10 protein-coding genes are annotated in these 16,064 nt (G+C 41.6%); all 10 read left to right on the top strand.

Annotation, left to right across the window (positions count from 1 at the left end; translation table 11 throughout):
• Positions 1–232: 232 nt before the first annotated feature.
• The 10 genes from QJ048_RS10940 to QJ048_RS10895 all read left to right on the top strand — a co-directional run bounded on the left by QJ048_RS10940 (position 233) and on the right by QJ048_RS10895 (position 15,885).
• Positions 233–859 (top strand): RNA polymerase sigma factor, encoded by a 627-nt coding sequence (locus QJ048_RS10940; RefSeq protein WP_282334387.1) that lies wholly within the window; start codon positions 233–235, stop codon positions 857–859.
• Between the two features lie 218 nt (positions 860–1,077).
• The gene (locus tag QJ048_RS10935; RefSeq protein WP_282334386.1) at positions 1,078–2,283 is read left to right on the top strand and encodes a FecR family protein; all 1,206 of its coding nucleotides are present in this window, start codon (positions 1,078–1,080) and stop codon (positions 2,281–2,283) included.
• A 116-nt stretch (positions 2,284–2,399) separates the two neighbouring features.
• The gene (locus QJ048_RS10930) at positions 2,400–5,783 is read left to right on the top strand and encodes a SusC/RagA family TonB-linked outer membrane protein (RefSeq protein ID WP_282334385.1); all 3,384 of its coding nucleotides are present in this window, start codon (positions 2,400–2,402) and stop codon (positions 5,781–5,783) included.
• A gap of 24 nt (positions 5,784–5,807) precedes the next feature.
• Complete coding sequence (locus tag QJ048_RS10925; protein WP_282334384.1) at positions 5,808–7,346, top strand: RagB/SusD family nutrient uptake outer membrane protein; 1,539 nt, start codon at positions 5,808–5,810, stop codon at positions 7,344–7,346.
• A 34-nt stretch (positions 7,347–7,380) separates the two neighbouring features.
• Complete coding sequence (locus QJ048_RS10920; RefSeq protein ID WP_282334383.1) at positions 7,381–8,157, top strand: DUF4843 domain-containing protein; 777 nt, start codon at positions 7,381–7,383, stop codon at positions 8,155–8,157.
• 50 nt (positions 8,158–8,207) lie between these two features.
• On the top strand, positions 8,208–9,854 hold the full coding sequence (locus QJ048_RS10915; protein ID WP_282334382.1) for a PKD-like family lipoprotein: 1,647 nt from the start codon (positions 8,208–8,210) through the stop codon (positions 9,852–9,854).
• Positions 9,855–9,986: 132 nt separating this feature from the next.
• A complete protein-coding gene (locus QJ048_RS10910; protein WP_282334381.1) occupies positions 9,987–11,102 on the top strand; it encodes a transglutaminase domain-containing protein in 1,116 nt (371 codons plus the stop codon).
• A gap of 80 nt (positions 11,103–11,182) precedes the next feature.
• Positions 11,183–12,289: a TlpA disulfide reductase family protein gene (locus tag QJ048_RS10905; RefSeq protein WP_282334380.1), complete on the top strand. Its 1,107-nt coding sequence runs from the start codon at positions 11,183–11,185 to the stop codon at positions 12,287–12,289.
• Between the two features lie 219 nt (positions 12,290–12,508).
• Positions 12,509–14,662, top strand: a complete 2,154-nt coding sequence (locus tag QJ048_RS10900) for a S46 family peptidase (protein ID WP_282334379.1) — start codon at positions 12,509–12,511, stop codon at positions 14,660–14,662.
• Positions 14,663–14,763: 101 nt separating this feature from the next.
• The gene (locus tag QJ048_RS10895) at positions 14,764–15,885 is read left to right on the top strand and encodes a TlpA disulfide reductase family protein (protein WP_282334378.1); all 1,122 of its coding nucleotides are present in this window, start codon (positions 14,764–14,766) and stop codon (positions 15,883–15,885) included.
• Positions 15,886–16,064 lie beyond the last annotated feature (179 nt).

The following is a 16,064-nucleotide window of genomic DNA, read 5'->3' as shown; positions in this document are numbered from 1 at the left end:
TCGTGAATGGTCAATCGTGAATCGTGAATTGTTTTAGAGTGCAATATTCAAAACTCACCGTTCACCATTCACGCCCTCTCATACGTCCTTTAAAAATTCAAATTCGTCACTTACAGCCCTTCAATAGTGTAATTGATCCGTGCTGGCGCTGCATTGCTGGTATCTTAACGCGCAAACCGTAGAAAGGACAGGGTTGAAAATGCACGACAATTCATTGTCGACCCCGCCCTGAATGAAATTAATTACTGATTATTTGGAGAAGCCCGTGTTTAATGATGATTTGACGTTTAGTGAAAAGGAGCTTTATGCACGAATTGCAGAAGGTGATGAGCAAGCCTTTTTGCTGCTTTTCAATACGTTTTCCCCAATGATCCGCCCTTTTGCCCGCAACATTACCCAATCTGAAGCCGATGCCGAAGACATTATACAGGAGGTGTTTGTTCGCATCTGGCTCTATCGCGACCGGTTCCCGGAAATAGAAAATTTAAAAAGCTGGATATTCACCGTATCGGCGAACGAGTGCATGCGGTATATGCGCCAAAAACTTACCTACGAACGAAAAACAGGTGAATTGGCCAATCGTCAACCATCTCCAGAAAATACCTCTCCGCTTGAGTATGCACAACTGAACCAAATCAATCGAATCGTTAAAGAAGCGGTTGAAGGAATGCCTTCCCAGCGCAAAAAAATCTACAGCCTCAGCCGCGATCACGGCATGAAACCCGCTGCCATATCAGTAGCGCTTTCCTTGTCCGTCGGTACTGTGAAAAATGTTTTGTCCCGCGCTTTAAATGACATCCGCGACCATCTCGCTGCCAGTGGAATATCCCTGAGCATCATGCTTTTCCTGCTGCGTTAATTTTTTTTCAAATTTTTTTTGGTTTTGAATGTTACGTTCTGTTTTGACGTGGTTCTTATTTAGGATCATGTGCTTTACTGACCCTTGTCATGACAAGCAATGACCCTTGTTCACAAAGACTAACTGTTTCAACTACACTCCTATCCTACGAATACCGCCGGCAATTGACCGGCTCACCAACAATGTGCAACTACCATTAACAACGAACCTTATAAAACATGGAACCGGAAAGAATAAACTATCTGATAGACAAATATATCGCGGGCAAATTAGCAGGAAATGAGCATAGCGAACTGTACGATCTTTTGAAGCAACCGGAAAACAAAATGATGGTACATATGCTGACAGAGCGATTGAGTAAAACAGCTGAAAAGCCTGTAGTTATTGACAAAGAAGCCACTGCGGCTGCTTTTGAAAAGATTGTTGGCATAGATAAACCGGGATATACAAGTGGTATTGTAAAACCAATGAACAGGTCCAGGTCAATCGTTCGATGGGCCGTGGCGGCCTCTGTAATTTTTGCTTTAGCTACAGGAAGCTATTTGTTTTTTCAGCGCACTCAGCCTTCGGTTAAGAAACAGGCGAAGACGCAGCAGGATATTCCGGCTGGCAAAACGGGTGCAATACTTACACTCGCTGATGGCAGCAAGGTAGTGCTGGACAGTTTGGGTAACGGAGTGGTTGCCCAACAAAACGGATCACAGGTGATGTTGAAAAGCGGACAACTGGCATACAATGCTTCCAAGTCATCAACAAGTGAACTGAGCTACAACGTGCTCAACACGCCAAGAGGAAGACAGTTTCAGCTTGTGTTGCCGGACGGTACAAAAGTGTGGTTGAATTCATCGAGCTCGTTGAAATATCCAACCACATTCTCAAGCAAGGATAGAAGAGTGCAATTGAGTGGGGAAGCCTATTTCGAAGTATCAAAAGCTGTTGACAAACCCTTTATCCTGATCCTGGCCAATAACGCAGAGGTAAAGGTTCTTGGTACAAGCTTTAACGTGAACGCTTATGATAACGAAAATAAAATCAAAGCAACCTTGCTCGAGGGAAGCGTGAAAATTACAGGTTCTACCTCTTCTGGAGCAGCAAATGGGGAGGCGGTTATTTTAAAGCCAAGCCAGCAGGCTCAGATAACGCAGGCAGGCAACGACATCGCTGTGGTAAGCAATGTTGATGTAGATAAGGTGGTAGCATGGAAGAACGGTGTGTTCAATTTTGAAGGAGCTAGTCTTACTGAGGTGATGAGGCAACTGGAGCGCTGGTATGATATAGAAGTGGTGTATGAAGGCGAAGTGCCAAACATTGAGTTCTATGGAGAGTTAAGCCGAAACAACAGCCTGGGAGATGTGATCGAAGCTTTGAAAGATTCAGATGTTCATTTCCGCAGAGAGGGAAGAAAACTGATCGTTTTTAAATAAAGATTTTTTTGACATAACAGAAACAGCAATGAGAAAAAGCCGGCAGGAAAGAACCGGTAGAAAGATTTGGCTGCTCTGAGGATTCTATTTTTTTAACAAGTAAACCAAGACACATTATGCAAAAAACCGGAAGACGGCACAAGGCTGCCGCCTGGAGGCGCAGAAATTTGCCCAAAACTTTTCTCTACACAAAACTGACGCTTCTGTTCTTCGCCGTGACTTTTTTAACCGCTTATGCAACTGCACAATCGGTAACGCTTTCTGCGAAAAATATGCCACTTAAGGAAGTATTCTCTTCCATTAAAAAGCAAACGGGCTACACTGTCTTCGGACGAAATGAGTTGTTCAAAAATGCAAAGCCGGTAACTGTATCGGTGCGTGAAATGCCTTTACAGCAGGCGCTAAATACGGTTCTTGCTGATCAGCCAATTCAATACCGCATTAACGGAACAGACATCATCCTGTCGCACAAAGAGTCAGCAACAGCACAGGAACCTGCTCAACTAAGAGGAGATACTTCCGTGCATCCGGCTCCTGTTTCCGGTATGATCTACAATACGGAAGGTCTTCCTCTGCAAGGTGCAACGGTAACGGTAAAAGGAACTAAAGTTTCCACCAGTTCCAATACAAAAGGTCAGTTTAAGATCAATGCTTCTGCAAGTGACGTTTTGGTGATCAGCTATGTAGGTTATTCGCCTGCAGAAATTGCTGTTTCTCAAAACAGCCCCATGAGCATTAAGATGAGCCTGGACGACCGCCGCATGAATGATGTGGTTATCACGGGTATGTTTAACCGTAAAGCGGAAAGTTTTACGGGTTCTTCTACCAAGATCACACGCCAGGAATTGTTAAACGCAGGTACTACCAACGTTTTCCAAAGCCTTAGAGCTATTGAGCCAACATTAAAAATAGCGGACGATTATGTAAACGGTTCGGATCCCAATAAAATGCCCAATATGCAAATCAGGGGTACTTCTACCTTCCCTGATGTAACAAAGCAATATACTACTGATCCAAACATGCCGCTCTTTATCGTTGACGGCTTTGAAAGCACAGTTCAAAAAGTGTACGACCTTGATATTAACCGTATAGAAACCGTTACCATTTTGAAAGATGCTGCTGCGAAAGCTATTTATGGTTCTAAAGCTGCAAATGGTGTAGTGGTTATCGAAACTATAAAAGTAAAACCAGGCGAGCTTCGTATTGATTACACGGGAACAATAAACGTTGAAATGCCGGACCTGAGCAGTTATAACCTGACAAATTCAAAGGAAAAACTTGACCTTGAAAAAATAGTTGGTGCTTATGATGCTACATCTGGCGTTCCGATTTTTGGATTGAGCAAAGACAGCTTGTATTATAACAACTGGAACCAGGTTCAAAACGGTGTAAATACTGACTGGCTGGCACAACCGGTGAAAACCGCGATTGGCTACAAGCACACGCTTAACATGGAAGTAGGTAATGATGCGCTGCGTGCCGGCTTAACGTTGTTCACAGGTAACAATCCGGGTGTAATGAAAGGCTCGGGTCGTGAAAACTTCGGTGGCGCAATGACGCTGATCTATCGCTACAAAAAAATATCATTCAGAAATGTTCTTCAATATTCTTATGTAAAGGCGACCAACTCTCCTTATGGCGACTTTTCTGAGTACGCAAAATTAAATCCATACTGGAAACCTTACAATGCAGATGGAAGCGTAAGCATGTTGCTCGGCCAGGGGCCCAATGTTTCTACACCTGTTTACAATCCATTGTACAATGTGCCTTACATGAGAAGCACTAATAACTACACCGACCTTACCAACAACACTTATCTTGATTACACTTTCAATAACAACCTGAAGCTTACTGCCAGACTTGGTTTCACTAACACAGTAAACGGTTCGGACCTATTCTACTCCAGTAAGCACACTAGCTTTATCAACTACGTAGACTCTGCCTTCTTCACAAAGGGAAGTTATACAAAAGGTAACGGTAAATTTTCTGCACTTAGCGGTGACCTGAACCTTAACTATAACAAGTCTTTTGGCAGACACAGCCTTTTTGCGAACGCAGGGATGATCATCCGCCAGGACAAATCAGAAAATTTTCAATATACCGCGGTGGGTTTTCCTAATGACAAAATGGATAACATCATCTTCGCCAATCAATATCTTGTCGGCACCAAGCCTACAGGTAGCGAATCTGTCAACAGAGAAATAGGTTTCCTTGCCGCAGGTAACTATTCTTTCTCAGATAAATATTTTGCCGACTTCTCTATCAGAAGAAGTGCATCATCTCAATTTGGAGCAAACAACCCATGGGGCACTTTCTGGTCTGCAGGTATTGGTTGGAACGTTCACAAAGAGAGATTCTTCCAGGGAATGACGAACGTTATCAAACAATTGAAACTACGTTCTTCTATAGGTTATACCGGGTCGCAAAACTTCAACTCTTACCAGGCGATGTTGTTGTATAACTATTTTACCGACAAATCTTACCTGGGACAGGTTGGTACTTATCTGAATGGCCTTGCAAACGAGAATTTGAAATGGCAGCAACGCTACGATTTCAACGTAGGCTTCGACATGAACATCCTTGATAAAGTGACTGTTCGTTTTGATCATTACCGCTCTACAACCAACAATCTGTTGACGGATATCACAACGCCTCCTTCTAATGGATTCAATTCATACAAAGAAAACCTTGGCCAATTGTTGAATGTTGGGTACGAGTTTAAGGTTAATTACAGGGTGTTTTCTAATCCTGCAAACCGTAGCTCATTGAACCTGTACGTGTCTGGTGCTTCTAACAAAAACACCATCCAGAAGATTTCAAACTCACTCCAGAGCCTGAATAAAGTAATGGATGACAGTTCTGCTAAAAGAAATTCAAACAAACCGTTGGTTCGTTTCCAGGAAGGACAATCGCTGGATGCTATTTGGGCAGTTAAATCCAATGGCATAGATCCTGCAACCGGCAAAGAAATTTTTGTAAAAGCTGATGGCACCGTTACAGACACATGGAACGTAAATGACAAAGTTGTTGTAGGAAACGGACAGCCAACACTATTTGGTGTATTTGGAGCAAACTATGAATACAAAGGCTTTAGTATTGGTTTCTCATGCAGGTACACTACGGGTGGACAGATGTACAACCAGACACTTGTAGATAAAGTTGAGAATGCTGATATAAACTCCAACGTTGACAAACGTGCATACTATGACAGCTGGAAAAAACCGGGTGACATAGCACTGTACAAAGGACTTGGAGCAACCAGAACTTTCACACAGGCAACTTCGAGGTTTGTACAGGAGCAGAATGAGATAGACATCGCTTCCGTTTATGCAGGTTACGATTTCTACAAATTCAGATTCGTTCAAAAAATGAAAATGCAAAGACTGAGAGTATTGTTCAATATGAACGATCCTTATCAATTCTCTTCTATAAGAATTGAAAGAGGAACTTCTTATCCATTTGCACGCAGCTGTTCATTTACACTGTATGCCAATTTTTAATTAACAAACCAGCTTTTTTTAAAAATGAAACGATTCAAATTCATCATCATATTTTCTGCCGTTGTTTTAGTTACGGCAACATCCTGCAAAAAATGGTTGGATGTACAGCCCAAAACCAAAGTAAAATCCGATGTTCTGTTAAAAACTGAGCAGGGATATAAAGATGCATTGATAGGCGCATACACAATGATGACGCCAGAGGCATTGTACGGCCGTGAACTGTCATTTGGTTTCTTCGATGCGTTGGCGAAAATGTATGAACCAACATCAACCCAATATGCGGATCTGGGTAATGCAGGATACAATGCAACCATTTATAATCAAACAAATATCAAACCGAGAGTTGATCAGTTCTGGGGCGGTTTATATAACATCGAAGCCAACGTAAACAATATCCTGGATAACATCGATAAGGATAAAACAATTTTTACGGGCGACAACTATTCTATCATTAAAGGAGAGGCGCTTGCCTTGAGAGCATTTCTTCACTTTGAAGTGTTTAAAATGTTTGCATTAAATGACTCATTGAGCCTTACGCAACCTTCTATACCTTATGTAAAAACACTTTCCACGCAAGTGACGAAAGCTTCTACAGGTAACGAAGTATTAGGTTTTGTGATCAGCGATTTGAAAGATGCCGCGACTTATTTGCAAGCTGACCCTATTGTTAAAGGGCAGAAGAAGTCTGCTGATGTTTTCCTGAACAACCGCAACATGCGTCTTAACTACTATGCAGTAAAAGGTTTGATGGCACGTGTTTACATGTGGCAAAGAGATTACACAAACGCACTGGCTACAGCAAAAGAAGTAATGTCTGTAGGTGATCAGATTTTTCCATGGGTAGATCCATCTAGTCTTCTGACCAACGATAACAAAAACAAAGACTTCACATTCTCTACTGAACACCTGTTTGCATTGAACGTATTCAATTTGCAAACCATTGCAAATAACTGGTTCATTTCAGCAGCCACCAATAATCAGTTGGTGAAGAAAGGGAAAACAACTTCGGGTAGCTCTACAACATATTATTTCGAAGGACTGTATGAAAACACAAACACTGTTAGCACTGGCGTAACAGACTACAGGTTTTTACAGGTTGCTGATCCAAACATTGTACCGGCAGACATAAACTCTAACTACTACGTATCAAAGAAGTATTATCAGCCCGCAGGTTATAACCCCGAGTTCGCGGCTCGCATCCCGTTAATCCGTCGTTCAGAAATGAACTACATCGCTGCAGAAGCGCTATTAATGTCAAACGGTGATTTGCCAACGGCTGTTGGTTATTTGAATGAAGTGCGCTCACACAGAGGCATTACTAACAACCTTGTCAGCAATTTATCCGCGTCCAATATTCGCCTTGAATTGACAAAAGAATATTGGAAAGAGTTTCAGTGCGAGGGCCAGTTCTGGTTCTATGCAAAAAGAAACAGAAGCGTTCCGGTTACTTTCCCTACGTCGGCTAACGGTTCGGGTGTATGGGCCAACTACAGCTCCTACGGTGTTGCTGCAACATGGCAGTTACCAAAACCAAACAATGAAATCGAATACAACCCTAACTAGTAACAACATCATTTCACTTTAATAAAATTTTAAAATGAAAGCATTAATATACATCGCAGGAGCATTTATAGCAGGCATGTCTCTATTAACTGCCTGCAAAAAAAGCAGCATCGACAGCTACCAGCAGGATGCCCGCGTATACTTTCGTATTCCTGGTGAATTCGACTCAAAGCAATCACGCGATTCCTTAATATACTCTTTTCCTTTTCACCCTAATGTAACCACGCAGGATACTCTATGGTTCGAAGCAAACATTATGGGCAATGCTACATCAACAGACAGGGAAATTGGCATCAATGTAATCACTGACAGTTCAAACGCGGTAGAGAATGTAGACTTTAAGATTGGAAGTAAAATAATGCCTGCAGGAGCATTTAAAATAAATATCCCTATTGTTATTTACAAAAAAGCAGTTGTGAAAGACTCTGTTTTGCGATTGCAACTTGCGGTAACAGAGAACAGCGACTTCAAACTTGGCTATACCGGTAAAACAAAAGCCATCTTCCTTTGGGGATATAAATTCCTGAGACCCGACAACTGGGAGCCATCTACCACTGACGCTTCCAAGCCAAATTATGCTGCAGCGTTTGGCAGCCCGTTTTCACAAGTGCGTACCAAGTTTATTCTTGATTCATGCCACATTACCAATTTACCGGATCCATCCAATCGCATTATAATGGAAAACTATAATTCAACAATCAGAAGTGCCTTAAACAACTACAACAGAGGAAAGACATTCACACTACAATTAAAGGACGAAAATGGTGTGAACATATTCTTCCCAACATTTGGAGGCCCGGGACTTGGCTAGTTTAAACGGAAACTGAATTGCTGTATTAATTACAAATGAAAAAGTCACTAATGAAAAAATTTAAATCAATTATAGTATTGGGTGCAGCAGCGCTTGCGTTTGCAGGCTGCTACAAGGATAACGGGAACTATACCTATAAAAACCTGAGCAACGCTTTTGTAGACACGTCAAAATTTAGTGGTCAAATGGTTATCAGGCAAAATGACCCATACACCGTTACCCCGGTTTTCGTGAACGGAGTTGATCCTTCTAAACTGACATACGAGTGGCGTCTCACGAAAGTGGAATCAACGCCTGATCCATTTACAGGAAAATTCACTGATACCGTTTTGAGCACCAAACAAAACCTGTCAGGCAACATGTATTTCAGTCCGGGAAATTATATGCTGAGGCTGCACGTGTTTGACCCTGCAAACGGAAATGTAGCGCAAGTGATCAACAGACCACTTGCAGTAAGCTCATTCGCTATGCAAGGTCTAATGCTGCTGCACGGAGATGCCACATCTTGTGATGTAAGCATCATTGTAAACACCAAGGTGAATACGCTTGTACCAACCGGCACAGATTCAATTCAAAGAAATGTTTTCTCAATAACCAACGGTAAAAAAATTGAAGGCGAGGCCCGCTCTGTAAACTTTAACAATCATGGGTCAAGCGGAGCAGATAGCAAAGTTTACGTGTTCACTTATCCAAATGGAGGCTATCGCACAGATTTTGGCACGTTAAAAACACTATCTGACTATAATGGCTTATTCAGTCCGGCCCCTTCTTCTAATAACTTCACGGCATATGGAGTAAGCGGGGCAAACGAGGTGCTGATTAATAACGGCGGCTTGTATTACCAGGGACAGATCCAGCCTGCAGGCTTTATTCCTTTTGGCGTGCAAAGCTTTTTGGCCAACTCTGTGAGCCCGGGCAACTATGTAGCAACGCCGTATTATGCGATGGATATTGACAACGTAACTGCAAGCAACGCTCCGAACGCTGCCATATTCTATGATCAAAATGCAAGACGTTTTTTAGCTGCAAAAAATGATAAGACTGTAGGCACATTCACTGGCACGGCTCCTACAGGCGGCTTTAGCTTAAGCGCTCCGGGTAAGTGGATGGTGTATGCAGAGCAAGGGTTCAGCCCAGGCAGACTTAGTCCATATTTTTCAAAATACTGGTATTGTGTAATGCAAGATGTAAACTTTACAAACCCTGTTTCTCCAAAAGCAGGAACACGTAGAGTACACATTGTTGATCTGGGAAGGCTTCCTGATCCTGCTTATCCTGGCGACAACACAAAAAACCTCATACTTACCAGCAACCAGCGTGGTATTATCATCGACACTATCAGTAATGCTACAGACATTGATGCTGCCAAATATTTTTCATTCGGCAACAGAGGCCCTATAATGTTCTATGCTACCGATACAAAAATCTATGTGAGCAATAACTACATAACATCTAATCTGTATTATGATATCAGCACAACCTACGCCGGCAATGTTATCACCTGCATGCAGATATTTAAATCAAATGGTCATCCAAGTGATGGGCAGATTTTATATGTAGCGCTTTACGATGGCACTAAGAGCACCTTGTTGCAGATACCTATTAATGGTATTACCGGCGCAATGACGGGCGAACCAATGAAAGCATACACAAACATTTCAGGAAAAATTTCAGCAATGAACTATAAACCATTCTAGGAAAAAGTCAAAAGGAAAAAGTCAAAATCCAAAACCTGGATTTGCAGCTTTTGGATTTTTTGACTTTTTCCTTCTCTTCTTACTTACTCCAATGTCCGTGAAAAATATTTCTGACAAACAAAAAGGTTTTTTATGAAACTCAAACAAACATTATCAATACTGACTTTTGCAATGGTGCTGGTTATATCAGCATGTTCAAAATCGGGCAATTCCACTCCTGACAATAACCAGCAGAATCCGCCCCCAACCAACAACTTCCCAAAGCCGAAGAGCCAACAGGAAATAACCGACCTTTTAACGACGGCAATAAAAGCATTGACACCAACTATCTACATGGATATGTCGGTCATGAATCTGTCGGAATCGCAGATAAGCATCACAACGGCTAATGCTTTTTCAAGCGCAACATCTAATGACAATTCTTTGAAGTATGCATATACGATTGTTCAGACTTACAATTCGACTGCAAAGATTCTTGCGGTTGACATAAAATATATGCCCTTCAAGTTGGGCATCGATCCAAACAATGTACCAGCCGGCACTAAAAAGGTCAACAGCTACAATGATCTGATCACTGCCGTAGCAAGCTCTCCTTTGGGGCAAGAAATTCAAATTGCCATTACCAATAAAAATCTTGACGTTAATACAATGCAGACGATTTTGGGAGCTCAAACCGGATATGGCTTTATTGTTTACCTTTTTAACGCAGATGCCACTTCTATTACAGCCTCTGCTGGTCCTAAGGGATTGCCAAGCGCTCCAACGGATATGAACGACTGCATAACAAGGATCAACAGGTGCAAAGATTCTGTTACTCAAATTTTGGCCCGTATTATAACACCCGGTATGACGAGTGATCAAAAGTTTACTGCCATTTATAATTTTGTAACGCCTACCGCCTACGATTACAATTATAGCACGCCTAATTTGGATTATAACTCTCAGTCTGCCTTTGGTGTTTTTGTAAACAAGAAGGCGGTTTGTAGTGGCTATTCATGGGCTATAAATATGTTGGCAAACGCCGCAGGCATCCAATGCTACAATGTTTCAGGATATGGCGGCGGTGTGGCGCATGCCTGGAACAGGGTAAGCTATAATGGAGGGTACTATTATTTTGATGCAACATGGGACAACCCCTTCACTGCTCCACGTACCTATCAATATTTTTCTTTGACTGAAGCTGCTTTGCTTCAAAAAAATCATACATGGAACAACACCATGATCAACGCATTAGTTGCCGAAAAATAATCCGTAAAAAGGAGCGAATTGTATTCGCCCCTTTTACCCTAACTCCTATTGCTGATTTTTTAAAAAACAAACAATTAAACGTGAAAAAGAGTCGATTAAAGTGTGTATTAGCGCTTGCCTTACCACTTGCCATTCCCTTTAAAAATTTTGCAAACGACAATAAATGCACTGTTAGCGGAAATATTGCCGGCCTGCAACAAGAGGCTAAAGTTTTTGTGATAAGAAGATCAGGAGAACATGGGTTAGATACAGTTGCCCGCTCAATGAGCAAGCCGAATGGAGATTTTTCATTCGACCTTCCATCCACTTTGTTCAGTGATGTGTATGAACTAAGATTTGCTGGCCTTCACTACAGCATCGATTTCATTGCAGAAAAAGGTACTGTAGCGATAAAAGGCAACAAAGATAAATTGTACACTGCCACTGTAACCGGCACCCCGGAAAATGACCGTTTGAATCAATACCATCAATTCTATTTGCAGCAAACTTTTAAGCGCAACGACATGATGATGAGCAAGACGGCTTCGAGAGAAGAAAAAATGGCTCTTTTCAAACAACAGGATGACGATAAAAAACATTATACTGATTCTATTATTAGAAACTATCCAAGCTCGCTGGTCGCATTGTACATGGCAAAGGAGCCTTTGCCTATGATGAAGTTCAACGAGATTGATTCTATGTTAACCATTTTCAAACCTTACTTCCCAAAGCATAAATATTACCTGGAAATGAAAGAGCGTGCCGATGTTCTTCGAAAAGTAGGAAGCGGTGTTGCTGCTCCGGATTTTACCGCAATTCAACCGGACGGTTCAAAAATTTCTCTTTCTTCTTTCAAAGGGAAATATGTGTTACTGGATTTCTGGGCGTCATGGTGCGTGCCTTGCCGTGCGGAAAACAAACACACTAAATCCATTTATGAAAAATTCCATCCCTATGGCTTAGAGCTCATTTCCTTTTCATTGGACTCCGACTTAGGTGCATGGAAAAAAGCTATTGAAAAAGACGGTCTCGTGTGGCACAATGCATCTGATCTTAAAGCTGGTAAACTATCTCCTGTTGCACAAAAATATGGCATCGACGGACTCCCTGCTGTATGGATCATCGATCCAAACGGAAAGATAATAGCAGAAGGATTGAAAGGTGAAGCAATAGACAAAATGCTGGAAACCATTTTCAGTACAAAATAGCAGACCGCTCCGCGGTGTTTTAACCGCAAAGAAACCAAAGGTACGCAAAGGAAGCAAAAGATGCTGCTCCCTTTAATACTCAGTGTAGGAAAAGAGTAGTAAAATGAGTTTAAACAACCCTTCGTTTTCTCTGCGCAACCTTTGAGTCCTTTGCGGTTAAACAAGTGGTAAAAAACCACCACAAAGCACTCTTTTCTTTAACGATTGAACTAAATCATAATGATCAATACGAAGCCTCTTTTAAAATGGCTGATGCTCGTTGTTTATATATTTTCCATTTCGCTTCAACTACGGGCAGATGATGGCATGTGGCTGCTGGCACTACTGAAGCGCTACAATGCACAGGAACTAAAGAGCATGGGACTAAAAATCCCCATAGAACAATTAACCGGAGAAAATGAAGGTGCGCTAAGCGAAGCCGTTATAGCGTTCGACAAAGGATGCACCGGGTCTATAATTTCCAACAACGGCTTAATACTTACCAACTATCACTGTTCCTACAGCGCCATTCAGCAATATGTGGGACCTACCAATGATATTTTTCAAAATGGTTTTTGGGCAAAATCCACACAAGAAGAACTACCTGCCAGTGGCCTTACAATTACCATCAATAAAAAAATTCTGGACATCACCGATGAAGTAAAAGCTCGGTTGCACAATACGACTTCAACCAACAAAGATCAGGATGCGATGGCTGCAGTTTCAGAAAAATATAAAAAACAATATCCGCAATATAAAAACCTGATCAAATCTTACAAGAACAACAGCATTTTTATTCTATATCTGCAATTACAATACAGTGATGTTCGATTGGTAGGCGTAGCGCCAAAAAACGTAGCAAAGTTTGGCGGAGAAACAGATAACTGGATGTGGCCAAGACAAAGCTGCGACTTTGCTTTCTTCAGGGTGTATGCAAACAAGAATGGAGCTCCTGCTTCTTATTCGCCAACAAATATTCCTTTGACAGTAAAAACATATTTGCATGTTTCTACTGACGGATATAAGAAAGGAGATTTCGCAATGTCTATGGGCTATCCTTCACAGTCAGATCGCAATGCTACTTCGTTTCAGATCGATGATAAAATAAAAACACTGAATGATCCGCTCATTGCGGTGCGCAAAATCCGCCAATCCGTACTGGAAGATGAAATGAATAAAAGCCCACAGATCAAACAACTCTATGCAGAAAAGTATGCAACTTCTGCTAACTATTACAAAAATGCTGTGGGTATGAACTATTGGATTGACAAACTTAACATCATTTCAAAAAAACAGGCTCTTCAAAATCAATGGACGAACTGGGTGATGCAAAGCGATAGTCAAAGGACCACCTACACTGCCACATTGCAAAACCTGAAAGCGGCATTAGATGCAAACACCAGTTACCAAAGGGCACTGACCTACTATTCAGAAAGTTTTTCCACAGCATGTGAAGTCATACAGTTTTTGGGCGCATTTGGCGAGTCATTTAAAACCTATAACACCCAGGTTCAAAAAAAATCGCCTTCAGCAAGCAACGTTTCAAACAATGCCGCGCATTATTATAAGAGTTTTGATCTGAACGTTGACAGGCGTATAACGAAGGCAACCCTAAAGCTGCTGAAAGATAGTTTGCCTGCGAATTTTCTACCAGATATATATGTCCAAAATAATCTTCAATCTCATGAGGCCATTGATCAATATGTAGACAACGTGTTCAACAACTCAATGTTCTGCGATTGGAGCAAATTGCAAAACTGGCTAAAAAATCCATCAGGCGCATTGGAAAATGATCTGGCCATGCAATTATCGAAATCAATTCGTAAGAAGCAAAACGAAATATTCAGGGTTTCGCAATCCAATGCAGATAAAGCTCGTCGGATTACTTATTCCTACTACAGTAGTCTTTCTGATTTTAAAGGCAGCGACTACTACCCGGATGCGGACAGAACAGAAAGACTGTCGTTTGGCACTATCTCTGACCTGCAGGTAGACGGAAAAACAATTCCATACCAAACCACACTTAACAGCCTGGTTGCAAAATCTGATAGCGCAAATATTAAAGACTACCAGCTAAACAGCAAACTCAAAGAGATCTGGCAAAGCAAGGACTACGGCGCATTTGGCAGCAACAACGACATGCCCGTTTGCTTTATCACAAATGGCGATGTAACAGGTGGCAACTCCGGAAGCCCAATGATGAATGGCGAAGGAAAACTCATCGGCCTTGTCTTCGACTGCAACTGGGAGTCGATGACCAGAGAGTTTAACTACGAAAAAGACCTTCACAAGGTCATTTGCGTAGATGTTCGCTACTTGCTACTGATCACACAAAAGTTTTCCGGATCAGACAGAATTATTAAAGAAATCGAAAAAGCAAACCAAGCAAGTTGATAGTTGATGGTTGTTAGTTGTTAGGCTGGGGATCAGGCATCTCCTTCTAACAACTAACAACTTTAAACTAACAACTTTTCGTCACCATCAAAATATTTAAAATGAAAAAACTAGCTCTCCTATTAGTAATGCTACCCGGCATCTGTGCATGGGGTTTTGGGCAGGAATTCAAACTGAATGGCAAGTTGAACGCCTTTAAGCCGATTGATAAAATTTTATTTTCTTACAACGACGGTCAAACTAGGGTTTCTGACAGTGCCAGCGTAACAAATGGCGGCTTTGAAATTAAGGGAAACATTGCCGAGCCTGTTGTAGCATTTATGTCCATCGTATACACGCGTAAACCGGGACAGCAGGTTATCGACGATGTGTTACAGTTTTGGCTGGAACCTGCAAATATCAACATGACCGCAACTTCCTCTTTGAAAAGCGCAAAATTTACCGGATCTAAAGGTCAACCCGACTATGCAAAAATTACAGCGCTTGAAAAACAATTCTCTCCACGTTTGGAAAAATTGCTGAATAGCTACGCTGCCGCACGCAGAGCAAACAACAAAAGCCAAATAGAAAAGCTGGGAAATCAGTTGGACTCAATTAAAGAAGCTCATGCGGAAGATCTTTATGCGAATTTTCTTGATAAAAATCCAAATACTCCTATTGGATTGTATGTGGTAAATATGTACAAGAGTTTTCAGCCGGATGCAGATAAAGCGCTGGCCCTGTTCAATAAACTGCCTGAAAGTCTTCAACAACTCCCTTCGGGCATTGAAATGAAGAAGAAAATTGAGACTTCACAAAAAACTGCAGTAGGTAAATATGCCCTTGATTTTACGCAAAACGATACGCTGGGCAAACCCGTTTCGCTTTCTTCTTTCAAAGGGAAATATGTATTGCTTGATTTTTGGGCAAGCTGGTGCCACCCTTGTCGTGCAGAAAACCCAAATGTGGTGAAAGCATTTAATAAATACAAGGATAAAAACTTTACTGTTGTTAGCGTTTCTTTGGACAACAGTAAAGACAAATGGTTGAAAGCCATTCACGACGATGGCATGCCATGGACACACGTGAGTGACCTAAAGTATTGGAAGAACGACGTAGCTAAACTATACGGTATAAGCTCCGTACCTCAAAACCTGTTGATTGACCCGCAGGGAAAAATTGTAGCTAAAAATTTAAGAGGCGAGGCGTTGGAGGAGAAATTAGCAGAACTGATCAAGCTTTAATAGTAAGTAAAAAACCAAAATTCAAAAGCCTGTTTCTCCGGAAACGGGCTTTTTTACGCTCTTTATGCTCTCCAAAGCTTGTAGCTTTGGAGGTACATTATATCGCCTTTGGTGATCCATTTATTTCCAAAGGCTACAAGCCTTGCCGGGCGTGAACAAGCTCATTTTCAAATTTTCAA

Source organism: Pinibacter soli, from assembly GCF_029961145.1.
GTDB lineage: Bacteria > Bacteroidota > Bacteroidia > Chitinophagales > Chitinophagaceae > Pinibacter > Pinibacter soli.
The sequence above is the reverse complement of the archived record's forward strand: the minus strand, read 5'-3'. Positions and strand labels throughout refer to the sequence as shown.